General features: G+C 65.7%; 21 protein-coding genes. 16 read left to right on the top strand and 5 right to left on the bottom strand.

The window, feature by feature from the left end; translation table 11 throughout:
* Nucleotides 1–26: 26 nt before the first annotated feature.
* The 11 genes from WKW80_RS04035 to WKW80_RS03985 are packed head-to-tail and all read left to right on the top strand — an operon-like array spanning nucleotide 27 to nucleotide 12,047.
* Nucleotides 27–824, top strand: coding sequence for a phytanoyl-CoA dioxygenase family protein (locus WKW80_RS04035; RefSeq protein ID WP_340362267.1), 798 nt, complete (start codon nucleotides 27–29; stop codon nucleotides 822–824).
* A gap of 16 nt (nucleotides 825–840) precedes the next feature.
* Nucleotides 841–1,251, top strand: coding sequence for a nuclear transport factor 2 family protein (locus WKW80_RS04030; RefSeq protein ID WP_340362266.1), 411 nt, complete (start codon nucleotides 841–843; stop codon nucleotides 1,249–1,251).
* Complete coding sequence (locus tag WKW80_RS04025) at nucleotides 1,248–3,104, top strand: TRAP transporter large permease (protein ID WP_340362265.1); 1,857 nt, start codon at nucleotides 1,248–1,250, stop codon at nucleotides 3,102–3,104. The genes WKW80_RS04030 and WKW80_RS04025 overlap by 4 nt, the downstream gene beginning before the upstream one ends.
* Nucleotides 3,105–3,134: 30 nt before the next feature.
* The gene (locus WKW80_RS04020; RefSeq protein ID WP_340362264.1) at nucleotides 3,135–4,685 is read left to right on the top strand and encodes a class I adenylate-forming enzyme family protein; all 1,551 of its coding nucleotides are present in this window, start codon (nucleotides 3,135–3,137) and stop codon (nucleotides 4,683–4,685) included.
* A 41-nt stretch (nucleotides 4,686–4,726) separates the two neighbouring features.
* On the top strand, nucleotides 4,727–5,980 hold the full coding sequence (locus WKW80_RS04015; protein WP_340362263.1) for a thiolase C-terminal domain-containing protein: 1,254 nt from the start codon (nucleotides 4,727–4,729) through the stop codon (nucleotides 5,978–5,980).
* Between the two features lie 47 nt (nucleotides 5,981–6,027).
* A complete protein-coding gene (locus WKW80_RS04010; RefSeq protein WP_340362262.1) occupies nucleotides 6,028–7,050 on the top strand; it encodes a TRAP transporter substrate-binding protein in 1,023 nt (340 codons plus the stop codon).
* A 17-nt stretch (nucleotides 7,051–7,067) separates the two neighbouring features.
* Nucleotides 7,068–7,865 carry a phytanoyl-CoA dioxygenase family protein gene (locus WKW80_RS04005; RefSeq protein ID WP_340362261.1) on the top strand — a complete coding sequence of 266 codons (798 nt, stop codon included), beginning with the start codon at nucleotides 7,068–7,070 and terminating at the stop codon, nucleotides 7,863–7,865.
* Nucleotides 7,849–8,898 (top strand): phosphotransferase family protein, encoded by a 1,050-nt coding sequence (locus tag WKW80_RS04000; RefSeq protein ID WP_340362260.1) that lies wholly within the window; start codon nucleotides 7,849–7,851, stop codon nucleotides 8,896–8,898. The genes WKW80_RS04005 and WKW80_RS04000 overlap by 17 nt, the downstream gene beginning before the upstream one ends.
* 29 nt (nucleotides 8,899–8,927) lie before the next feature.
* A complete protein-coding gene (locus WKW80_RS03995; RefSeq protein ID WP_340362259.1) occupies nucleotides 8,928–10,268 on the top strand; it encodes an acyl-CoA dehydrogenase family protein in 1,341 nt (446 codons plus the stop codon).
* A gap of 58 nt (nucleotides 10,269–10,326) precedes the next feature.
* Nucleotides 10,327–11,124 carry an enoyl-CoA hydratase/isomerase family protein gene (locus WKW80_RS03990; RefSeq protein WP_340362258.1) on the top strand — a complete coding sequence of 266 codons (798 nt, stop codon included), beginning with the start codon at nucleotides 10,327–10,329 and terminating at the stop codon, nucleotides 11,122–11,124.
* A gap of 14 nt (nucleotides 11,125–11,138) precedes the next feature.
* Nucleotides 11,139–12,047, top strand: a complete 909-nt coding sequence (locus tag WKW80_RS03985) for a LysR family transcriptional regulator (protein WP_340362257.1) — start codon at nucleotides 11,139–11,141, stop codon at nucleotides 12,045–12,047.
* Here the strand turns inward: WKW80_RS03985 and WKW80_RS03980 are convergent.
* From WKW80_RS03980 to WKW80_RS03965, 4 genes are all read right to left on the bottom strand, one after another.
* Complete coding sequence (locus tag WKW80_RS03980; RefSeq protein WP_340362256.1) at nucleotides 12,042–13,043, bottom strand: TRAP transporter substrate-binding protein; 1,002 nt, start codon at nucleotides 13,041–13,043, stop codon at nucleotides 12,042–12,044. The genes WKW80_RS03985 and WKW80_RS03980 overlap by 6 nt on opposite strands.
* A gap of 36 nt (nucleotides 13,044–13,079) precedes the next feature.
* A complete protein-coding gene (locus WKW80_RS03975; RefSeq protein ID WP_340362255.1) occupies nucleotides 13,080–13,847 on the bottom strand; it encodes a phytanoyl-CoA dioxygenase family protein in 768 nt (255 codons plus the stop codon).
* Nucleotides 13,844–15,472: an AMP-binding protein gene (locus WKW80_RS03970; protein WP_340362254.1), complete on the bottom strand. Its 1,629-nt coding sequence runs from the start codon at nucleotides 15,470–15,472 to the stop codon at nucleotides 13,844–13,846. The genes WKW80_RS03975 and WKW80_RS03970 overlap by 4 nt, the downstream gene beginning before the upstream one ends.
* 249 nt (nucleotides 15,473–15,721) lie before the next feature.
* Complete coding sequence (locus tag WKW80_RS03965) at nucleotides 15,722–17,599, bottom strand: TRAP transporter large permease (RefSeq protein ID WP_340362253.1); 1,878 nt, start codon at nucleotides 17,597–17,599, stop codon at nucleotides 15,722–15,724.
* Between the two features lie 298 nt (nucleotides 17,600–17,897).
* On the opposite strand from WKW80_RS03965, the gene WKW80_RS03960 reads away from it, so the two are divergent.
* From WKW80_RS03960 to WKW80_RS03940, 5 genes are all read left to right on the top strand, one after another.
* Nucleotides 17,898–18,827: a LysR family transcriptional regulator gene (locus tag WKW80_RS03960; protein WP_340362252.1), complete on the top strand. Its 930-nt coding sequence runs from the start codon at nucleotides 17,898–17,900 to the stop codon at nucleotides 18,825–18,827.
* 184 nt (nucleotides 18,828–19,011) lie between these two features.
* Nucleotides 19,012–20,331 (top strand): MFS transporter, encoded by a 1,320-nt coding sequence (locus tag WKW80_RS03955; RefSeq protein WP_422822847.1) that lies wholly within the window; start codon nucleotides 19,012–19,014, stop codon nucleotides 20,329–20,331.
* A gap of 81 nt (nucleotides 20,332–20,412) precedes the next feature.
* Nucleotides 20,413–21,087 carry a DUF2848 domain-containing protein gene (locus WKW80_RS03950; RefSeq protein WP_340362251.1) on the top strand — a complete coding sequence of 225 codons (675 nt, stop codon included), beginning with the start codon at nucleotides 20,413–20,415 and terminating at the stop codon, nucleotides 21,085–21,087.
* A 313-nt stretch (nucleotides 21,088–21,400) separates the two neighbouring features.
* Complete coding sequence (locus WKW80_RS03945) at nucleotides 21,401–22,750, top strand: amidase (protein ID WP_340362250.1); 1,350 nt, start codon at nucleotides 21,401–21,403, stop codon at nucleotides 22,748–22,750.
* Nucleotides 22,751–23,068, top strand: a complete 318-nt coding sequence (locus tag WKW80_RS03940; RefSeq protein ID WP_340362249.1) for an alpha/beta fold hydrolase — start codon at nucleotides 22,751–22,753, stop codon at nucleotides 23,066–23,068.
* Nucleotides 23,069–23,076: 8 nt separating this feature from the next.
* Here WKW80_RS03940 and WKW80_RS03935 read toward each other — a convergent pair whose 3' ends face one another.
* A complete protein-coding gene (locus tag WKW80_RS03935) occupies nucleotides 23,077–23,304 on the bottom strand; it encodes a hypothetical protein (protein WP_340362248.1) in 228 nt (75 codons plus the stop codon).
* Between the last annotated feature and the right edge of the window lie 15 nt (nucleotides 23,305–23,319).

Raw genomic sequence — 23,319 nt, 5'->3', positions numbered from 1 at the left:
ATCCACGAATTCCAGGAGACATACGCATGCTGACCCCCGAACAGATCGCAAGCTACGAACGCGACGGATACCTGCTGCTGCCCGAGTTGTTCACGCCTGCGGAAATGGCCGTGGTGCGCCGCGCCGCATCCGACATCTATGCAATGAACCGTCCCGAGGTCTGGCGCGGCAAGGACGGCGAGTTCCGCCTGGCCTTCGGCGTGCAGCACTACCACCCGGTGTTCGACCTGTTCCTGCGCCATCCGCGGCTGGTCGAGCCTACGCGTGAACTGCTGGGCGGCGACGTCTATTGCCACCAGTACAAGCTCATCAACAAGCAGCCCTTCGGCAAGCTCGACTTTCCGTGGCACCAGGACTTTGCCAACTGGAGCAAGTTCGACGGCATGCCCGAGCCGCGGGCGCTGAACATCTCGGTGTTCCTCGACGAGGTGAACGAGTTCAACGGCCCGGTCATCTTCATCCCGGGTGCGCACAAGGAAGGGCTGATCACGGCCGACGTGCTGCCGATGGAGGGCATCGACCAGGACGGCGCCCACACCATCCAGGGCCGCGAGCTCGAGCGGATCGCGCGCGCCAACGGGATGGTGGCACCCAAGGGCAAGGCGGGCACGGCCGTGCTGTTCCACCCGTACATGCCGCATGCGTCCTCGCCGAACCAATCGCCGTGGTCGCGCAGCACCATCTACCTCACCAGCAACCGCGTCGACAACCACATCACCCGCCCGACGCGGCCCGAGTACGTGGCGCACACCGACTTCACACCGCTGCGCGCGGTAGCCGACGACGCGCTGCTTACCTACGTCGAGGAGGCGGCTGCGGCCTGAGCCGCAGCCGACCGTCATGCAAGCCATCGCCGACATGAAGGAGTCGCTGATCGGCGTCATCGTGCAATCGCGCGACGACGCGCGCTGCGAAGCCATGCTCGGGCGCGACTTCGTCACGCTCGAAACGCTGCTTGACGATGCGCTCACCTACACGCATTCCACCGGCGTGACGGAGTCCAAGTCGCAGTATTTGGATGCACTGCGCTCGGGCCGCGTGAAGTACCTGGGCCTGAAGCGTGAACTGGACCATTTCCATGCCTGGGGCTCTTGCGCCGTGATGCAGGGGCGGCTGCGGGTCGAGGCGGAAGTCGACGGCCAGCCCTATCGCACCCGCGCACTGTTCACGAGCACCTGGGTGCGGCAAGAGGGCGAATGGACGATGGCCGCCTGGGCGTCGACTCGCGAGAAAGAGGAGACCACGGCATGAACCTGGAGCAAGCCTTGCCTCACCGGAGTGCGTCCGGGGTGAGCGTCAACGTGACTGCATGGCTGGTCAAGGGCGTGGAGGCAATCTGCGCCGCGCTGCTGCTCGTCGAGATCGGCCTGCTGTTCGCGGGAGTGATCTGCCGCTACGTGCTGCACTACCCGCTGGTCTGGTCGGATGAACTCGCATCGATCCTGTTCATCTGGCTCACCATGTTCGGCGCGGTCCTGGCGCTTCACAGGGGCTCGCACATGCGGCTGACCGCGGTGACGTCGCGGCTGCCGCGATGGGCCCCGTTGCTGGGCACCTTGTCGACGGTGCTGACCGCCGTCTTCCTTGTCGTGTTGATGCAGCCGGTCTGGGAGCACGTGGAGTCGGAGTCGATTCTCACGACGGCGGCGCTCGGTATCCAGAACACCTGGCGGGTCTCGTCCCTCTTGGTGGGTCTGGGGCTGATGCTGCTGCTGACGCTGCTCGACCTGGCCCCGCGCGCCGCGACCCGCGATTTCGCGATCGCCGCCGTCGTCGTGCTGGCGCTGGGCGCCGCCTTGTGGATTGCAGGCCCGTCGCTGCGCGCCATGGGCAACTACAACCTGGTGATCTTCTTCGTGCTGCTGGTCGGCCTGTGCATCGCGGCCGGTACGCCGATCGCCTTCGCATTCGGCATCTGCACGGTGGCGTACCTCGTGTTCGCGAACGACGCACCGCTCACCATCGTGATCAGCCGCATGGACGAAGGCATGTCGCACATCATCCTGCTGGCGGTGCCGCTGTTCGTGGTGCTGGGCCTGCTGCTGCAGATCACCGGCATCGCGAAGGCCATGATCGAATTCCTTGCCTCGCTGCTCGGTCATGTGAAGGGGGGACTGTCGTACGTGCTGCTGGCCGGCATCTATGTGGTGTCCGGCATCTCCGGCTCGAAGGCGGCAGACATCGCGGCCATTGCGCCGGCGCTGTTCCCGGAGATGCAGAAGCGCGGCTACAACAGCGGCGAGATGGGCGCATTGCTGACCGCTTCCGCCGCGATGTCCGAGACGATTCCGCCGAGCCTGGTGCTCATCACGATCGGGTCGGTGGTGGGGGTGTCGATCTCCGCGCTCTTCACCGGCGGCGCGGTCCCTGCGCTGGTGCTGGCGATCGTGCTGGCCGTCGTGGTCGGCTTCAAGGCGCGGCGCAATGCGCCGGCGGTCTCGGAAAAGGCGAGCAAGAAGGTCATCGCCAAGCTGCTACTGGTCGCGCTTCCCGCGTTGTCGCTGCCCATCGTCATCCGCGTGGCCGTGGTGGAAGGCGTGGCCACGGCAACCGAAGTGGCGACGGTCGGCATCGTCTACGGCGTGCTGATCGGCCTGTTCGTGTACCGCCAGTTCGATGCGAAGCGCGTCTACCCGATCCTGGTCGAGACAGCGACCTTGTCAGGCGCCATCCTGCTCATCATGGGAACGGCGACGGCCATGGGCTGGGCGTTGAGCCAGTCCGGCTTCTCGCGCCAGTTGGTAGCGGCCATGGCGAGCATGCCGGGTGGCGCTGCAGGCTTCATGGCGATCAGCATCCTGGTGTTCATCGTGCTCGGCTCCGTGCTCGAAGGCATTCCTGCGATCGTGCTGTTCGGGCCGCTGCTGTTTCCGGCAGCGCGTGCACTGGGCATCCACGACGTGCATTACGCGATGGTGGTGATCCTCGCGATGGGCCTGGGCCTGTTCGCGCCACCGTTCGGCGTCGGCTTCTTCGGCGCCTGCGCGATCGGAAAGATAGATCCCAATGAGGCGGCGCGCTACATCTGGCCCTACCTGGCCGCGTTGCTCATCGGCGTGATCGTGGTCGCCGCCTTCCCGTGGCTGTCGATCGGATTCCTCTGAGTCCGCTGCTCTCCCCAACGGAAACCCTCCATGGCCATCACACAGCTTTTTGCGCGCGGCGCAACGCTTTTCCCTGCGCGCATCTGCCTGCAGGACGCAACCGGCGCGCGGCGCTACGACGAGGTGCACGCGCAGGTCACGCGCATCGCGGCGCGCCTGAACGCCGGAGATCAGCCGACAGGCGAGAAGTGCGCCGTCTACTCGCCGAACGCTGCCGCGGCGGTCGAGTGCCTGATCGGCATCCAGTGGGCCGGTGCGGTCTACGTGCCGCTCAACCCCAAGAACCATTCGAGCGAGAACATCGCCATCCTGGACAACTGCGACGTATCGACGCTGTTCTTCCACTCCTCGCTCGCAGACGAGGTCGAAGTGCTGCGTGCGCATTGCCCGAAGCTCATGCGCTGCGTCTGCATCGACACCGCGGTCGGCGAGGCGCCGGCGCTGAATGACTGGATTGGCGACATCGCACCACGCCTGCAACCCTTCGCCTGCGAGCCGAACGACGTGGTCAGCGTCTACTCGACCGGCGGCACCACCGGGCTGCCGAAGGGGGTGATGCTGACGAGCCTCAACTGGGACATCGCGGCCGCCAATTTCCATGCGCATACGCCGGTGGAAAAGCCGCCCGTGTTCCTGGCCGTGTCGCCGATCACACACGCGGCAGGCACGTTTTCCTTCATGCTGATGGCGCTCGGCGGTCGTACCGTGATCCTGCCCGGGTTCGATGCCGGCGCGATCCTCGACGCGATCGAGCGCGAAAAAGTCACGCATCTCTACCTGCCGCCGACGGCGATCTACATGCTGCTGGAGCACCCGGACGTGCGCAGCCGCGACTATTCGTCGCTCGAGTACTTCATCTACACCTCGGCGCCGATGTCGGTCACCAAGCTGCGGCAGTGCCTGGAGATCTTCGGCCCCGTGATGATCCAGTTCTGGGGCCAGACCGAGGCGCCCAGCTTCTGCACCTGCCTGTCGCGCGAGGACCACGCGGACCTGGCCGACCCCGAGCGCGCGCGGCGGTTGCTCAGTTGCGGCCAGCCGATGCTGCTGACGCCGGTCGCCGCCATGGACGAGGACGGCCACCTGCTCGGTGCCGGCGAGAAGGGCGAACTCGTGGTGAACGGCCCGCTCGTGATGGCCGGCTACTACAAGAATGCAGCCGCCACCGCGGGCGTCTCGACGCACGGTTGGCACCACACCGGCGACGTCGGCTATGTCGATGCGGACGGTTTCGTCTTCATCGTCGACCGCAAGAAGGAAATGATCATCACCGGTGGCTACAACGTGTACCCGCGCGAGGTGGAGAGCGTGCTGCTGTCGCACGCGGCGATCCAGGAGTGCGCTGTCGTCGGCGCGCCTGACGAGAAGTGGGGCGAGGCCGTGACCGGGGTGATCGAACTCAAGGCCGGCAGCACGCTCGATGCCGCCGAGGTCATGGCCTGGTGCAAGACGCAGCTCGGGAGCATCAAGGCACCCAAGTCGGTGCAGATCTGGGCCGAGCTGCCGCGCACCTCGGTCGGCAAGGTCGACAAGAAGGCCATCCGCAAGCGCTTCTGGGAAGGCAGCGAGCGGGCCATCTGATTCCAGTCATTTCAATCTTATGCAAGCAAAGGAACAAATCCATGGATGACGTCTACGTGATCGGCACGGCCTGTACGGCCTTCGGCAAATTCCCGAACAAGAGTTTCAAGGACCTGACGCGCGAGGTCTACACCGCGTTGCTGGCGGACTCCGGCCTCGACGATGGCGAGCGCATCGACAGTTCCTGGTTCGGCAACGTCAAGATGGAGATGTTCAAGCAGCCCAACATCCGCGGGCAGGTGTGCTTCTCGGAACTCGTGGCAGAGGGCCTGTTTCCCCAATATGTTCCGATGATCAACGTGGAAGGGGCCTGCGCGACCGGCTCGCTGGCGTTCCACGGCGCCTGGAAGGACGTGCTTTCCGGGACAGCCGACGTCTCGCTCGCCATCGGGGTCGAGAAGACCTTCATACCGGACGACCCCAAGCGGCAGTACGAGCTGTTCACCGGTGGCCTCGACCAGATGGATCCGGAGGTCTGGCACGAGTACTTCCGCAAGGCCGGCGAGAAGATCGACCGCCCGTTCGTGCTGAACGGCGCCGGCGGCACGTTGAACATGGACACCTATGCGATGCAGGCCGCCTACCACATGGCCAAGTACGGCACCACGCAGCGGCAGTTCGCGATCGCGGCCTCGAAGACGCATTACAACGGCAGCCTGAATCCGCTCGCCCAGTACCAGTTCGAAGTCAGTGTCGACAAGGCGATGACGGACCGCGAGATCAGCTTCCCGCTCACGCGCTCGATGTGCGCGCCCATCGGCGACGGCGCCGCCGCTGCGGTGCTGTGTTCGAAGCGGGTCTTCGACACGCTGCCGGCCGCGGTGCGCGAGCGGGCGGTGAAGGTGCGCGCCTCGTCGCTCGCGAACGGCAAGTACCGCGACATCGACGAGCCCGGCGTCAGCCACGTCGCGGCCCGGCATGCCTATGCCTTTGCCGGCATCGAGCCCGGCGACATCGACCTGGCGGAAGTGCATGACGCCACCACCTACGGCGAGATCTACCAGCCCGAGATGCTCGGCTTCTGCGAGTTCGGCGAGGGCGGGCGCTTCGCGGAGTCCGGTGGCTCCGCGATCGGCGGCCGCACGCCGATCAACACCTCGGGCGGGCTCATCTCCAAGGGCCACCCGGTCGGCGCGACGGGGCTGTCGATGGTCCATGAGATCACCGCCCAATTGCGCGGCGAAGCCGGCCCGCGGCAGGTGAAGGACGCCGACATCGGCCTGGCCGAGAACGCAGGCGGCACCATGGGTTTCGACGACGCGATATGCGCCATCACGATCCTGAAGCGCGCCTGACAGCGACGCGCGTTTCTTTCGAACAGCACACAACGGAGACAAGCACCATGGACACCTCTATATCGCGCCGGAAGATGATCACCGGCTCGCTCGCGGCGGGCGCGGCGTTGTCGACCCTCGCCATTCCGCGCTTCGCGCGTGCGGCCGAGTTCAACTACAAGTTCGGCAGTTCGATGGCGCCCAACCATCCGTCGACCGTGCGCAACGAGGAGGCCTTCAAGAAGATCCGCGAGGAGAGCGGCGGCCGGGTCGACATCCAGTCCTTCCCCGGTGGCGCCCTGGGCAGCGACATCGACATGGTCTCGCAGGTGCGCTCCGGCGCCATGCACTTCATGTACCTCCCTCAGGGGCACCTGTCGAGCATGGATCCGCGTGGCGCGCTGCACAGCGTCCCGTTCGCCTTCAAGAGCTACGACGACGTCTGGGCCGCCATGGACGGCGACTTCGGTGCCTACCTGCGCACCATCTACACCAAGGTCGGCCTGCATGCCTTCGAGAAGGCGAGCGACCACGGCTTCATGCAGATGACGACGCGCACCAAGCCGATCAACACGCCCGACGACATGAAGGGCCTGAAGGTGCGCGCCTCGGTGGTGCCGCTGTATGTGTCGCTGTTCCGCTCGCTCGGCGCGTCGCCAGTGGCCATCCCGTTTCCGGAACTCTACGTTGCGCTGCAAACGCGGGTGGTGGACGCGCAGACCAATCCGCTGCAATTGCTCGAGATCGCCAAGCTCTACGAGGTGCAAAGCTTCTGCTCGCTGACTTCCCACACGTGGGAGGGCTACTACAACTGCGCCAACGCCAAGGTATGGGCGAGCCTGCCGACGGACATGCAGGCGATCGTCTCGAAGAACATCAACGCGGCGACGCTGCTCGCGCGCGACGACCTGGCCAAGTTCAACGTCACGGTGGAAGCCAATCTCAAGACGAAGGGCATGACCTTCAACCGGCCGGATCGCGAACCCTTCCGTGTCGCGCTGCAGAAAGCGGGCTTCTACAAGGAATGGCGCGAGAAGTTCGGCGCGGAGGCGTGGGGCGTGCTCGAAAAATACGCTGGTGGCCTGGCCTGAGAGTAGAGGGTGCGGTGATGAAACTCAGCGACGAGCAACTGCGCTTCTTCGAGGAGCAGGGCTACCTGTTCTTCCCCGACTGCTTCGATGCCGAGGAGATGGCGGTGCTCCAGGCAGAAGCCGCCCGCGTGCTGGCCGAACCGCGCGAGGAGATCCGTCGCGAGAAGTCCGGCGTCCCGCGCACCGCCTTCGCGGTGCACCGCTACAACGACGTCTTCAACGTGCTGGCGCACGACCCCCGGCTGGTCGAGCCGCTGGAGCAGATCTTCGGCGAACCCGTGTACATGCACCAGTTCAAGATCAATGCGATGACCGCCTTCACCGGCGAGACCTGGCAGTGGCACCAGGACTTTCCGTCCTGGCAGCGCTTCGACGGGATGCCCGAGCCGCGTGCGATGAACATCGCGCTGTTCCTCGACGAGGTGAAGCCGATCAACGGCGCGCTGATGCTGATACCGAAGAGCCATCGCCACGGTGCGCTGCCCGATGCCTACGACGACCTCACGACTTCGCACCCGGGTTGGTACCTCAAGCCCGACGTTGTCTCGAAGATGGCGGAGGAGGGCGGCATCATTGCGCCCACCGGCCGCCCGGGCAGCCTGCTCATGTTCCACGCGAACATGGCCCACGGTTCGCCGCCCAACATGACGCCGTACCCGCGTCGCATCGTCTACCTGACGCTCTCCGCGGTGTCCAACCACCTGCGCGGCGAGCAGCAACGGCCCGAGTTCATTGCGCACACCGACTTCACGCCGGTGCGCGCGGGCGCACCCGACGCATTGCGTGAGCGAGCACGGCATGCAGAACCCGCCTGAGCCCGCCGCGGCCGTGGCCGGCTTCGAGCCCGCGCGGCTCGATGCCTTCATGCGGCGCGAGCTGCGCGGCTTGCGCGGGCCGATGCAACTCGAGCGCATCGGCGGCGGCCAGTCCAACCCGACCTTTTTCCTGAGCTACGACAACCGCCGCATGGTGCTGCGCAAGAAGCCGGCCGGCGCGGTGCTGCCGTCGGCGCATGCGGTGGACCGCGAGTACCGCGTGATGCGCGCGCTCGCCGACAGCGCGCTGCCGGTGCCGTCGATGGTGCTGTATTGCGACGCGGCCGACGTGGTTGGTACGCCGTTCTACGTCATGGAGCGCATCGAGGGACGGATCTTCCCGACCCATGCGCTGCCGGGCGTCGCGCCCGCGGAGCGCCGGGCGCTGTACCTCGCAATGGCGGAAACGATGGCGACGCTGCATGGTCTCGACTGGGCCGCGCTCGGGCTCGATGGCTTCGGCAAGCGCGGTGCGTTCTTCGAACGGCAGCTGCGCCGATGGGAGCGGCAATGGGCGCTGTCGCGCACCGGCGAGAACCCCGACCTCGATGCGCTGCTGCGATGGCTCGCCGACAACCTGCCGGAGGACGACGAGACCACGCTCGTGCACGGCGATTTCAAGATCGGCAACCTGATGTTCCATCCCTCCGAGCCGCGCGTGATCGGGGTGCTCGACTGGGAGCTGTCGACGCTGGGGCATCCGCTGGCCGACGTGGCATTCAATACGGTGGCCTGGCGCACGCTGCCGACGGAGTACGACGGCATCCGCGGCCTGGAGCTCGCGGCCCTCGGCATACCGTCGGAGGCCGAGTACTTGCGTCACTACTACCACGCTGCGGGGCGCGACTCCGAGGCGCAGCCGTTCCATTGGGCCTTCGCCTTCATGCGATGGGCCGTGATCTTCGAAGGCATCGCCGCGCGCTCGCTGGCGGGCACCGCCGTGGCCGACAACGCCAGCGAGATCGGCGCGCTCGCGGCCGCGATGGCGCGGCGCGGCCTGGAAGCCATCGACGAGCCGATGCCCGCCATCTGAACGAACAACACCCAAGGAACCAGACCGTCATGGAATTCGCCTACACCGAGGCCAGTCTCGCGCTGCAGCAACGCCTGCGCACCTTCATGCACGAGCGCGTGCTGCCGCAGAACGCCGCCTGGGAGCGCATCGCGGCCACAGGGCGCTTTCCGAGCGAGGTCGTCGAACCTCTCAAGCAGGCCGCCCGCGCCGAGGGGCTATGGAACCTGTTCCTGCCGGGGCTGCGCGCGGGCGAACCGGGCACGCGCCTGTCGAACATCGAGTACGCGCCCCTGGCCGAGATCATGGGTCGCATTCCCTGGGCTTCGGAGGTGTTCAACTGCAATGCGCCGGACACCGGCAACATGGAACTGCTGCACCTGTTCGCCGCGCCGGCGCAGGCGAGCCAGTGGCTGGAGCCGCTCCTCGACGGCGCCATCCGCTCGTGTTTCGCGATGACCGAGCCCGACGTGGCCTCGTCGGACGCCACCAACATCCGCACCACGATCCGCCGCGACGGCGACGACTACGTCATCAACGGCCGCAAGTGGTTCATTACCGGCGCGCTGCATCCGCTGTGCCGCTTCTCGATCGTGATGGGGGTGAGCGATGACAGTCCGGACGCGCCCCGGCATGCACGCCATTCGATGGTCATCGTGCCGCTCGATGCCAAGGGTGTTCGCATCGTGCGCAACGTGGCGATCATGAATCACCACACGCCCGAGGGCCACTGCGAGATCGAGTACCGCGACGTGCGCGTTCCCGTGTCCAGCCTGCTCGGCGAGGAGAACGCGGGCTTCGCGCTGGCACAGGCGCGTCTCGGGCCGGGACGTGTGCACCATTGCATGCGCACCATCGGCCAGTGCGAGCTTGCGCTGGACCTGATGTGCGACCGGGCCCTGCAGCGGCAGGCCTTCGGCAAGCGCCTGTCCGATTTCGCGAACGTGCAGGACTGGATCGGCTACTCGCGCGTCGAGATCGACCAGGCGCGCCTCTTCGTGTTGCGCGCCGCCTGGGTCATGGACGTGCAGGGCAACAAGGCCGCGCAGGTCGATGTGTCGGCGATCAAGCTGGTGGCGGCGCAGTTGCAGACCCGCGTGCTCGACCGCGCGATCCAGGTGTTCGGCGCGATGGGGCTGACCCCCGACACGCCGCTGGCCTTTCTCTGGAGCTGGGGCCGCGCGTTCCGGTTCTTCGACGGGCCGGACGAGGTCCATCTGCGCACGCTGGCGCGCCATGAGCTGTCGCGTGTCAAGAAGGAGCCGGGGGCCGCCACGCGCTACCAGGTGCCGCCGGTCGAGCACGAGGCGCTGGAGATCGCGGCAATGAGCGCCGCCCGGCCGCCCGAAGGCGCTCGCACCGCAGTGCGAAGCACGGAGGTTTTCCAATGATTTCCGCCCGGCCGCCCGAAGGGGCTCGCACCGCAGTGCGAAGCACGGAGGTCATGCAATGACCTATCCCGATCGAGGCGGCGCAGACGAGCCGGTGCTGAGCTGGCGCAGCCCTGAGGGCGTGGCGCACATCCGCTTCAACCGTCCCGGCTCGTTGAACGCAATCGACGTGGCCATGGCAAAAGGGTTCCGCAGCGCCTGCCAGCAGATATCCGAAGACCCGCAGGCGCGCGTCGTGGTCGTCAGCGGCGAAGGCCGCGCCTTCATGGCCGGTGGCGATCTCGGCGCGATGCGCGACGACCCGCAAGCCACCGCACAGGCGTTGATCGAAGGGATGCACGGCGGCATCCGCATCCTTGCACGCCTTGCGGCTCCGGTGATCGCGAGCCTGCACGGCGCGGTGGCGGGCGGCGGTCTGGGCCTGGCGTTGGCCTGCGACCTGGGCATCGCGGCGGAAGGCACGCGCTTCAATCTCGCCTATCCGAAGATCGGTGCGAGTTCGGATTGCGCCACCTCGTGGGCGCTGCCGCGCCTGGTGGGGCTGCGCCAGGCATTGGAGATCGCGCTCCTGTGCGAACCGGTCGACGCGAACGAGGCCTTGCGCCTCGGCCTGGTCAATCGCGTCGTGCCGGCCGCGTCGTTGCAGGCCGAGACGGAGGCGATGGCACAGCGTCTTGCCCGCGGTCCGCGCGAGGCGCAAGGGCGACTCAAGCGCCTGCTGCGCGAATCGCTGGAACGCACCCTCGAAGACCAACTCGACGCCGAGGCTGCATCCTTCGTGGCCTGCGCCGGCACACCCGATTTCACGGAAGGTGTGACGGCTTTCCTCGAGAAGCGCGCGCCTCGCTTCGCGTAGAGCGCGGGACCGTCATGGACATACGACGACTCGAGCATTTCGTGGCGGCCGCGGACGCCGGCAGCCTGTCGCTCGCGTCGCGCTACCAGTACATCTCGCAATCCGCGCTCACGCGGCAGATCCAGTTGCTCGAACGCGAATTCGACGTCGCGCTGTTCGAGCGCAACACGCGTGGCGTGGTGCTCACCGAGGCGGGCGAGCTGCTGCGTGAACGCGCGAGGTCATTGCTCACCCAGATCGGCGATCTCAAGCGTGAGGTCAACGAACTCGATCGCGAGCCATCCGGGACGCTGCGCATGGGCATGCCGCCCTCGGTGCGCGAGGCAATGGGCGTGTCGCTCATCACGCGCTATCGCAACGCCTACTCGCGCGTCCACATCGAGGTGACGGAGGGCCTGTCGTACAACCTGGCAAAGGCGCTGACCGACGGCACCCTCGACTGCGCGATCTTCGTCGGCGACGATGCTTCGGGCCTGCCCATCGTCATGCACAACCTGCGCACCGAGCCGGTGGTGGCCGTGAGCCATGTCGACGCGGGCCTGCGGATGGACCGGCCGGTCGACCTCGAATGGGTGGTGCGCCAGCCGCTGGTGGTTGCGCGCTCGAATCGCAAGTCGCTCGGGCTCGACCGCGAATGCGCCCTGCGCGGCCTGGTCCTGAATGTGGTGATGGACATCCAGGCGCTGCATCTCGGCCTCGAACTCGTGCAAACCGGAATGATCTCGCTGGTGGTCCCGTATTCGGCGGCGGCCGCCGCGCTGTCGGCAGGCAAGGTCAGCGCTGCGCCGGTAGAGACCCTCCTCACCACCTGGGTCATGGGATGGCCAGCGGAGAACGCGCCCAACCTCGCGACGCGCAAGCTCATCGAAATGATCAAGCTCGAGGCCCAGCACTGGCCCGACCTCGCCCCGGCGACTTCATGACGTCGCGCCGGTCGCGCTTTCGAACGCGGCCCAGATCTCCTTCGGGAATTTTTCCTTCCAGTCGGCATAGAAGCCGCTCGAGCGCAGCTGCGCCTTGAAGCTGGCCACGTCCACGTCGTTGAACTTCAAGCCCTTGCCGCGCAGCGTCTGCTCGGTGTTGTTGTTGAGGTTCTCGTTGGTCTTGCGCTGCGCGATCGCTTCCTCGTTGAAGGCATCGGCGCAGACCTTGCGCAGATCCTCGGGCATCGAGGCCCAAGCCTTGCCATTGGCGAGGAACCACATGCCATCCCACATGTGGTTGGACTTGGAACAGAACTGCTGCACCTCGTAGAGCTTGGCCAGGTTGATGAAGCCGAGCGGGTTCTCCTGGCCGTCGACCACCTTGGTCTGCAGCGCCACGTAGGTGTCGGACCAGTTGATGGAGGTCGGCGCGGCGCCGAGCGACTTGAACAGGGAGAGCCACATCGGGCTCACCGGCACGCGGATCTTCAGGCCCTCGAGATCGCGCGCGGTCACGATCGGCTTCACGTTGTTGGTGATCTGCCGGAAGCCGTTGTCGTACATCTTCTCCATCGGCACCAGGCCGGCCTTTTCGATGTCGGCGCGGATCAGGCCGCCGAGCTTGCCGTCCATCGCGGCCCAGACTTCGTCGTAGTTCTTGAACGCGAAGCCGACGCCACTGATGGACGAGGAGGGCACGACGTTCGAAAGGATGAGCGTCGACAGCGTCTGGAACTGGATCGCGCCGGCGCGCAGCTGGCCGAGCATCTCGGTGTCGCCGCCGAGTTGGTTGTTCGGGAACACGTCGATCTGCACTGCGTTGTTGGTGCGCTGTGCGATCTTCTCGCAGGCCCTGGCGGCGTGGATATGCAGCGGATGGTCCGTCGGCGCGTTGTGCGCGTACTTGAACTTGAAATTGCTTTTCGCGGCCGCGCCGATCGAAAACCCGGCGGTGCCCGCCGCGATGCCGAACTTCAGGAAGCTTCTCTTGTCCATGATGTCTGTCTCCGTTGTGAGTGTGTGTGTTCGATTTCAGGGAAGGGCGCGGAAGGCTTCGCCGCGGAACGGCTGGCCGTTCTCCAGGCGAAGCTCGCGAAAGCACTCGGGCGTGTCCTTGCCGAATTGGCGCTGCAGGTAGAACGCCTTGTCGCCGAAGAAGCGCAGCGACAGCGTGCGCCGGCGTTGTCCGGAACGGGTCGGGCCGCCGCCGTGCAGGATCGACGGATGGAACATCAGCGCGTCGCCGGGCTCTGTCGCCCAGCCGAGGATGTCGAAGCGGTCCCGTGCGTCCTCGATGCGTGGCACGGTCGGGAGGCCAGTCGTTGCAACGCCGCGCTGCTCATAGAGCGGACCCTTGTGCGAGCCGCGCACGAACTCCAGCGCCGACTCGCGCGGTACCGGGTCGAAGCTCATCCACAGCACGGCCAGGTGAGGCCCGTCGAAGCTCAGGTAGGAGGTGTCCTGGTGCCAGGCCGTGCGCTGTGCCTTCTCGGCGCCGCCCTCCTTGAAGAACACCTGCTCGAAGGCGAACCACAGCTCGCGCGTGCCCATGGCCTCGCGAACGCGATCCTTGAGTGGCGCACGCTCGAGGAATGTCGCATAGCCGTCGAAGGCTTCAGGGTTGCCGGTGTCGACATAGAAGGTGCCCGAGTCGCCCTTCGTGTAGTTGGAGCTGCGCGGCCCCGGATGCGCAATGCTCCACTCGAAGCACTTGCGTGCCTCGTCCAGCCAGTGGCCGGTGAGGGCGGCGGGGATGCGCACGACGCCGTCGCGCTCGAAGGTCGTTTGCTGCTCTGTCATTCGCTGGTTGCCTTTTCCTGTTGCGGGTCACGTTGGGCGTGCTGTCCGTCCCAGGTGTTCGCGGTGACCCCCTGGTGGCGCAGTTCGGCCTTCTTCACTTTCGCGGTCGCCGTCTTCGGCAGCGCGGGCATGAATTCCACGTAGCGCGGCAGGCAGAAGCGGGGCAGTCGGGTCGAGAGGAACGCCACGAGCTGTTGCGGATCCAGCAGTGCGCCGGGCCGGACCACGACACAGGCCTTGACCTCGTCCTCGACGTATTCGCTCGGAACCGCCACCACGGCGCATTCCTCGACTTCCGGGTGCTCACCGATGGCCTGTTCGACTTCGAAGCTCGATATGTTCTCGCCACGTCGTCGGATCGCGTCCTTGATGCGATCGACGAACACGATCTGCCCGTCTTCAGCGAAACGCGCCGCATCGCCGGTGTGGAACCAGAAGTTCTGCCAGGCCGCCACGGTCGCCTCGGGCATGGCGATGTAGCCGTTCATCATGGTCCATGGCTCCATCGGTCGAACCCAGAGTTCGCCGACCTCGCCTTGCGGCACCGGGAGGCCCTCAGGATCGACCACGACGGCCTGCACTTCCTCGCGCACCCATCCGGCCTTGCCGGGTTCCGCGAAACCCACTGGCGCGCGGCTCACCACCGCGGCCTCGGTCGAGCCATAGGCGGCGGCAACCTGCTCGATGCCGAAGCGCTCCTGGAAGTGCGGCAGCTCTTGCGGCACCGGCACCAGCAGCATCTTGCGCAGCCCGTGAAGGCGGTCCTTCGGCCCCGGCGGCTGGCCCAACAGGAAGTGCACCATCGAGCCGAGCAGGAAACAGTAGCTCGCCTTGTAGTGCGCAGCGGTTTCCCAGAAGGTGCTGGCGCTGAAGCGCGGCACGATCACCGCCGTGGCGCCGGCCACCAGGGCGTTGTAGACGCCGGCCCATTGGCCGCCCATGTGGAACAGCGGCAGCACGATCAGCGCCACGTCCTCCTCGGTGGCCGCACCGAACATCGATGGGTGGGCATAGGTGTACGCATGCGCCTGGCTGTTGATCGAACCCTTCGAAGGGCCCGAGGTGCCTGAGGTGTAGAGGATCGCGATCGCGTCCGAGGCCTTGTGTTCGGCCGGGACATCGGGCGCACCGCGGCGCAACTCGTCGAAGTTCATGACGCTCATGCGTGAGGCGCGCACCGTGTCGCTGCTGCCTCGTACGACCAGCGTGCGGAGCTCCTCGAGTTCGCCGCGGATCGCAAGCACCCGCTCCACATACTGCGCTTCGACGATCATCGCCTTCGCACCGGACGTGTTGATCGCATGCGAGAGCGAGGCGCCGACATACGCGGTGTTGACCGGCACCTCGATACGCGCCGTGAGCGCGGTGGCCATCCAGCAGCGCACGAAGTCGACGTGGTTGTCCAGCATCATCAGCACGGTCTCCTGGCGCCCGACGTTGAGCCGGGACAGGCCACCCGCGATCTGCAGGGCGCTATCGTGCAGCTCACGGTAGCTCAGGCCCTCGCGCGTGTCGTGCACCGCGAGCTTGTCGGGATGCCGCGCGAGCGCGCGCTCGAACACGCTGCCGATGTGTCGGTCCTGCAATGGCGGCAGTTCGCCGAGATCGAATTCGGGGATGGGCATGGATGTTCTCATTTCAGTTTCCACCACGCAATCGCGTGAGCCGCGATGCGTGATTCCAGGACGAGCACTGCGAAGTCCGTTCGTGGGCACCCGCGGAACCGGCTTTGCCGGGCCGCTGGGTGCGCCCCCTGGAGGGGGAGGCGCCGCAGGCGCTTCGGGGGTGTTTCATTTCCCCCGCGGAACCGGCTTTGCCGGGCCGCTGGGTGCGCCCCCTGGAGGGGGAGGCGCCGCAGGCGCATCGGGGGTGTTTCATACTTTGAGCAATGTGAGTTGGGGAACGAAGGCAACGACCAGCAACCCCGCGAGCACCACGGCGAGGTAGCGCCAGATGTGCCGCGAGGCGAGCCCGGGCTCGACCTTGCCCATGCCGCACGCGAGATAGAAACCGACGCCGATCGGCGGCGCGAAAAGGCCGATGCCCATCGCGAGGATCACGACCATCGAGTAGTGCACGTCGTCGATTCCGAGGGCGCGCGATGCCGGGAACAGCAGTGGCGCGAACAGCACGATGGCCGGGATGCCTTCGAGGAGCGAGCCGACGAGGATGAAGACGCAGATGCTCACCAGCAGGAACATCGACCGCCCGCCGGGCAACGTCTTCACCAACGCGGCCAGTTCGTTGGACACGCCCGACTGGCTGATGACCCAGGCCATCGCGGTCGCCGTGCCCATGATGAGGAGGATCGCGCCGGAGGTGGTCGCCGTCTCGACCAGCAGCGGATAGAGCTTCTTCGGGTCGAGGCAACGGTAGATCAGCCAGCCGGCCAGCAGTGCGTAGACGATGCCGATGGTCGCGACCTCGGTGGCCGTCGCCACGCCATTGACGATGGCGCCGCGGATCACGAAAGGCAGCCCGAAAGCCGGCAGCGCGACCACGAACAGCCGTCCCACCTCGCGCGGCGGGGTCTGCTGCGCCGAAGGCGCCGGCAGCTTGCGCGCGCGAAGGGCGACATAGAGCCATAGCGCAATGGCGATCACCAGGGCGGGCGCGAGACCGCCCTTGAACAATGCCGCGATCGAGATGCCCATCACGGAACCGATGGTGATCAGCACGAGGCTCGGCGGAATGGTCTCGGACATGGCCGCCGACGCGGAGAGCAGGGCGGCCATGTCTCCCTCGTCGTAGCCACGGCGCTTCATGTCCGGAAACAGGGCGGGAGCGATCGCCGCAATGTCCGCGGCCTTGGAACCCGAGATGCCCGACACGACGTACATCGCCACGATCAGCACGTAGTTGAGGCCGCCGCGCACGCGTCCCAGCAGGGATGCGAGGAAGCCGATCATGGCTTGCGCCAGGCCCGTCACCTGGAGCAGAAGCCCGAGCGCCACGAACAGCGGTATGGCCAGCAGGATCAGGTGTGCCATGCCTTCCTCGAAGCGCATGGTGACGATGCTCATGGGCGTACCGTCGGCGCAAAGCACGTAGAGGGCGCTCGCAGCAGCGAAGGCAAATGCGATCGGAATGCCGGTCACCAGCAGGACGCCGAGCACGACGAAGAACAGGAGCAGCGACCAGTGACCGAGCGCTTCCACCTGTTCCGAGAACAGGTAGAGGCCTACCGTCACGACAGCCACGCCCACTGCTGCCGCTGCGACGTGCCACCACGCGCCACGCCGTATCACGCGTTCGAGTTCGGAGACCAGCATCAGCGCAAGTCCGACCGGGAGCGCCGCATGACGCACCACGTTCGGAATGCCGAGCGCCGGCGACGAGAGGCCCCATTCGGAGAAGCAATACTCGATGGCCACAGGCAGCAGCGCGCCCAGCGTTACCAGCGTCGCCACGCTGGCGACGCTGTCGAACTTGTCGCGATGGCGGGGCAGCGCGGAGACCAGCGCGCTCATGCGGATGTGTTGCCCTCCATGGCCTGCGAGCGTCGCGCCGAGCACGCCGACCCAGATCAGCACCACGGTCGCCACCTCGTCCGACCAGACCAACGGGCGATGCAGCGCATAGCGCCAGAAGACGGACGCCAGCAGCAGGACGATCTCGCCAGCGATCAATGCCGCAGCGATCGCGGCGATACCAGCGTACAAGCCATTCAGCAGGCGTGCCGCGCGGCCCGCAACAGGATCGCGCTGCGGCCAGTCGGCGGCTTGCGCCGCGAGTTGCATGGGAACCTGCACGTTGTCTCCGAGCGTTGTCGTTGCGGCGACTGTGCGGGAGGGGTCGTATCTTGGGAAGTGCGTTTAATGGCTTGCGGTCATGCGCGATTTCGATGGCGCGACTTTTGCCGGACGCCGCTCCCTGTTGCGTGTCACGCAATCTCGTTCACGCATCATCGGTCAGGTCGGATCGAATGGCGGGTTGTGGCTGGGCTTCCTCGGATCGGTCCGGCGAGCCCGCCTTCGGCACTTGCCAAATGACCACGCGCCGAATGCATACGATGCAAACTTGCCTGGACCTGTTGGAGCCCTCAAAGTCATGAACATCCGCTTCCTGGAAACCTTCGTCCTGCTGGCCAAGCTGAAGAACTTCCGCATGACGGCCGAACGCCTGCACACGACGCAGGCGGCCGTTTCAAGCCGCATCGCGACGCTCGAGCAGGATTTCGGCGTGCGCCTGTTCGACCGCGGTGCGCGCGAGGTCAGCCTCACTCCCGATGGCAGCAAGGCGCTGATCCACGCCGAGCGAATGGTTCGCCTGATGCGTGAGATGAAAGAGGACATGTCGGACAAGCAGGGCTACGCGGGTACGTTCAGCATCGGTGTCATCGAGTCCATCGTGCACAGCTGGTTCCCCGATTTTCTCGGGCGCGTGCACAAGAAATTCCCGCGTCTGCAGATCGAGATCGCGAGCGACACCACGCTTCATCTGCGGGACCGGCTCAGCAAGGGAAGTCTTGACCTCGTCCTGCATGCCGCGCCGGTGTTCGGCGCACACATCGCTCACGTCAAGCTCTGCGATTTTCCAATGCGCTGGGTCGGCAGCCCCAAACTGGACATCGGCGCCGAGACCTTGAGCCTGTCCGATCTCGCGGCATTCCCGATCATCAGCTTTGCGCGCAACTCGGGGCCACACGCCGTGATCGAACGGATGTTCGCCGGGCATGGCCGCGAGGCATTGCACGTCAATTGCATCGCCTCCGTGGCCACCATGATCCGGCTCGTCGCCGATGGATTTGGCGTGGCGGCGCTGCCACCAGCGATCATTCAACGCGAGCTGGATGAAGCCGTCCTGCACAAATTGCGCGTGGACATGGAGTTTCCCGCGCTGGTCTTGCTGGCCAGCTTCCGATCTGGACATGAAAACCCCCTGACCGGGATCCTGGCTGGAATCGCCCAGGACACTGCGGCCGATTTCGCACTCGACCGAGGGGGCGAAGTCGCGCGGCTGCCCTCGCAGGGGCCATAGGGCGGCCGTCTTCCCTCGGCGATAAGAAATTCTGTTCAACGGCTCCAACAATTACTTGTTGGACGGTGCGGGAGTTGCCTGCGCATACTGAAACCACACGAGACCCCCACCGCACCGTCATGCAATTGCCGGTGTCAGCGCAAGCGGTCTTCCATGGATTTCAATGCAGGAGACAACAATCATCATGATCAGTTCCGCCGCCGCGGCCCTCGATTCACGCCACCCACTTGCCGTCAGTGCCGGCGTGGACATGGAGGTCACTTACAGAAAGATCGCCTGGCGATTGATCCCGTTCCTCGTGTTCCTCTTCGTACTGGCCTGGATCGACCGGGTCAACGTTGGATTCGCCAAGCTGCAGATGCTGCAGGACTTGCAGTTCTCGGAGGCCGTGTACGGTCTGGGTGCCGGCATCTTCTTCATCGGCTACTTCCTGTTCGAAGTGCCCAGCAATCTGCTGCTGGAAAAGATTGGCGCGCGCAAGACGCTGGCGCGCATCACCATCCTGTGGGGCCTGGCCTCCATGGCCATGGCCTATGTCACCACGCCCATTGGCTTCTACGCCTTGCGCTTCCTGCTGGGGGTGTTCGAGGCCGGCTTCTTTCCGGGCGTCGTGCTGTACCTGACCTACTGGTTCCCGGCCGAACGGAGAGCCCGCATCAACGGCCTGTTCATGACGTCGTTCGCGATTGCCGGCGCCATCGGCGGCCCGATCGCCGGCCTGGTCATGAGCCGAATGGAAGGGGTCGGCCACCTGGCGAACTGGCAGTGGCTGTTCATCCTCGAGGGAATTCCCTCGCTGATTGCTGGCGTCCTTGTCTTGCGGTATTTGCCCGAAAAGCCCGCCAATGCCAAGTGGTTGACCACTGCGGAACAACAGGCCGTCACCCAGGCGCTCGTGGCCGAAAACACCGCCTCGGGCAAGCACGTGTCGTTCAAGGACGCCTTGAAAAGCTCTCGCGTCTGGATTTGCGCCGCAGTCTATTTCTGCCTGGTCAGCGGCAATGCAACCATCGCGTTCTGGGCACCATCGATCATCAAGGAGATCGGCATCAAGGGAAATCTGCAGATCGGCTTGATCTCCGCCATCCCTTTCATCGCCGGTACGCTGGCAATGATCTGGAACGGGGTCCACTCCGACAAGAGCGGTGAACGCCGCATGCATTGCGCCGTCGCGACACTGATCGCCAGCACCGGCTTGATCCTGACAGGACTCTGCCTGGGCAATGCGCTGATGGCCATGTGCGCGCTGACCCTGGCGGCCATCGGCATCCTTGCCGCCTTCCCGGTGTTCTGGTCTATCCCTGCAGCCTTTCTGGCGGGCACCGCGGCAGCGGGCGGGATCGCGCTGATCAATTCGATCGGCAATCTGGCCGGCTTTGCCGCGCCTTACCTGATCGGTGCCTTGAAGACCAGCACTGGCTCGCTGTCATCCGGCCTGTACTTCGTTGCCGCGCTCGAGTTTGCCGCGAGCTTTCTGCTGATCCTCTTCGTCAGAAGAACCTGAATCCCCATCCCTTCCACCTTGGCGCGCCGCCTCGCATCGGGCCGGCGCACAACGCCAACTTGCATCGCTGAAGTCACTCCCATGAACCTTTCTTTCCAGACCCAGGCCGGCGTGCTGAACGTCGATATCCGTTCATTGATCATTGCCGGCTGGGCCGGCCGCGACAGGGATGCGGTCGAACACCACATCGAGGAACTTGCTGCATTGGGCATTCCTCGTCCGAGCGCCGTGCCGCTGTTCTACCGCGTGTCCAGCCAGCAATTGACGCAGTCCGCCGCGGTGCAGGTGCTCGGTGCCGAGTCCTCGGGGGAAGTCGAGACCTTCGTCTTCCATGCGGCGGGCGAGTTGTACGTGAGCATTGCGTCGGACCACACGGACCGCAAACTGGAAGCGCACAGCGTGGCGTTCTCGAAGCAGGCCTGCGTCAAGCCCGTGGCCACCGTCGCATGGAAGTTGGCCGATGTCGCGGCCCATTGGGACGAGTTGGTGCTGCGGTCCTGGATCCGTGAAGGCGGCCGGGACGTGCTCTATCAGGAAGGCAATCTGGCTTCATTGCGCAGTCCGCAGGATCTGATCTCCGGCTTCACCCAGGGCAAGACTACGCTGCCGGCTGGATGCGGCATGACCTGCGGAACGGTTGGTGCCATCGGTGGAATCCGCCCCGCAACTTCTTTCACGATGGAGCTTTTCGATCCGGTGCGCCAGCAGTCGCTGCGTCATCGCTACGAAGCGGAAATCCTGGCCGAAGTCGAGTGATATGAAGCACCCCCGATGCGCCTGCGGCGCCTCCCCCTCTAGGGGGCGCACCCGGCGGCCCGGCAAAGCCGGTTCCGCGGGTGCCCACGAACAGACTTCGCAGTGCTCGTCCTGGTTTCACGCGGCGCGGGTCACGCGATCGTTTGGTGGAAAACTAGGACCCCCGGATGCGCCTGCGGCGCCTCCCCACCCGGCGGCCCGGCAAAGCCGGTTCCGCGGGTGCCCACGAACGGACTTCGCTGTGCTCGTCCTGGATTCATGCGTCGCGGTCACGCGGCGCGGGTGCTGATATGAAACCTCTCTCCTTCACGCAATGATTACAAGCCTTCATCAACAGAGCGACGAATTGATCGCTGGCAAGACCAGTTCGGTCGAACTGACGGAGCGCGCGCTGGCACTGGCCATGGCCGCGGACGGAGAGGGCCCGCGGGTTTTCACGACGATCTATGCGGACAAGGCACGCGCTGCAGCCCGCGCCTGCGACACGCTTCGCGCTGCGGGCCTGGTCCGCTCGCCGATCGACGGGCTGCCTGTCTCGATCAAGGACCTGTTCGACGTGGCGGGCGACACCACTCGGGCCGGCTCGGTCGTGCTGCAAGGCCACCCGGCAGCGAAGGAAAGCGCCGTCGTCGTTCAACGCCTGACTGCTGCGGGCGCCGTGATCGTCGGGCGTACCAACATGACCGAATTCGCCTACTCCGGGCTCGGCCTCAACCCCCACTATGGAACGCCACGCAATCCCTGGGAACGCGGAGTCGACGGAGGCCGCATTCCCGGAGGCTCGTCCTCGGGCGCGGCAATCTCGGTCACTGACGGCATGGCCCTGGCCGGCGTTGGCTCCGACACGGGTGGCTCGCTTCGCATCCCGGCAGCGTTGTGCGGCATCACCGGTTTCAAGCCGACGGCGTCTCGCGTTCCCATGCAGGGAGTCTTGCCACTTTCCGAGCACCTGGATTCCATCGGTGCCATGGCCCCCACGGTTCGATGCTGCGCGATGATGGACGCCGTGCTGGCAGGCGAAGCGTTCGTCATGCCGCGCGCCCATCCGCTGCGCGGGCTTCGCCTGCTGATGCCGACCAACGTCGTGCTCGATGGCATGGATGCCGAGGTCGGTGCCGCCCTGCAGCGCGCGTTGTCGCGCATGTCGGCAGCGGGCGTCGTGATCGTTGAACGCAGGATCGATGCGTTCAGCGAATTGAGTGCGATCAATGCCAAGGGCGGTCTCACGGCCGCCGAAGCGTGGTGCTGGCATCGCCACTTGATGAGTGAGCATCAGACTCGCTACGACGCCCGCGTGGCGTCGCGAATCCTGCGCGGTAGAGACATGAATGCTGCCGACTTGCTCGACGTGCTTCTTAGCCGCCGTGGCTGGATTGCCGACGTCGAGAGGCAACTCGCCGGCCATGACGCGCTGGTGATGCCCACCGTTCCCATCGTGGCGCCAAGGATTGCCGATCTACAGTCGGCCGACGAGCGCTATGACGCGGCCAACAGCTTGCTGCTGCGCAATACGACCCTGATCAACTTCCTCGATGGCTGCGCCATTTCGCTCCCTTGTCACGAGGCAGGAAGCGCTCCTGTCGGCTTGAGTCTGGCGGCGCCGGGCGGAAACGACCATCGACTGTTGAGCGTGGCTCTCTCGGTGGAAATGGCTTTGGCCTGATTGCGACCGCTCCGCAGCGCATCCTCGTCGGTGGCCGGCGTGCCGTGGAAGAACAAGGTGCTCGCGCGTGTGCTGCTGAGGATTCCTCGCTGCAACCCGATACGGAGCGCTCGCAAGGTCAAGGTGCCAACGCTCGTGGTCGCCGGGTCGAACGACACCATCGTCTCGGCAGAAGTCGCCCGCAAGGCCGCGGACCGCACGCAGAACGCCGAGTTCAAGCTGCACGCATCCGATCATTTCCAGCCGTATTGCGGTGACTACCTCGACCGGAACGTGCGCGAGCAACTCGCGTTCCTGCGCAAGCACGTGGCCGTATGACGGCGAAGCTATTTGCGCACGACCGCCCCGTTGGGGCCGGCGCAACCCGCTCGGTAGACGCCCTTGGCGCAGACGACCTGAGGCTGGGGAGGCTTCTTGACGGCGACGGCGCCATTCGGGCCGGCGCAGCCTGCGCGGTAGACGCCGGCGGCGCATGCAGCCGCAGACGCTTCCAGGGGTGCCAGGGCGAGGGTTCCAACGGCCGCGGTCGCAGCCAGCAAGGATCGATATTTCATCTTCAGCTCCTTTGC

The organism is Variovorax humicola, assembly GCF_037889915.1.
Taxonomy (GTDB): Bacteria; Pseudomonadota; Gammaproteobacteria; order Burkholderiales; family Burkholderiaceae_C; genus Variovorax; species Variovorax humicola.
Note: the sequence above shows the minus strand (reverse complement) of the source record. Positions and strands in the feature narration are given on the sequence as shown.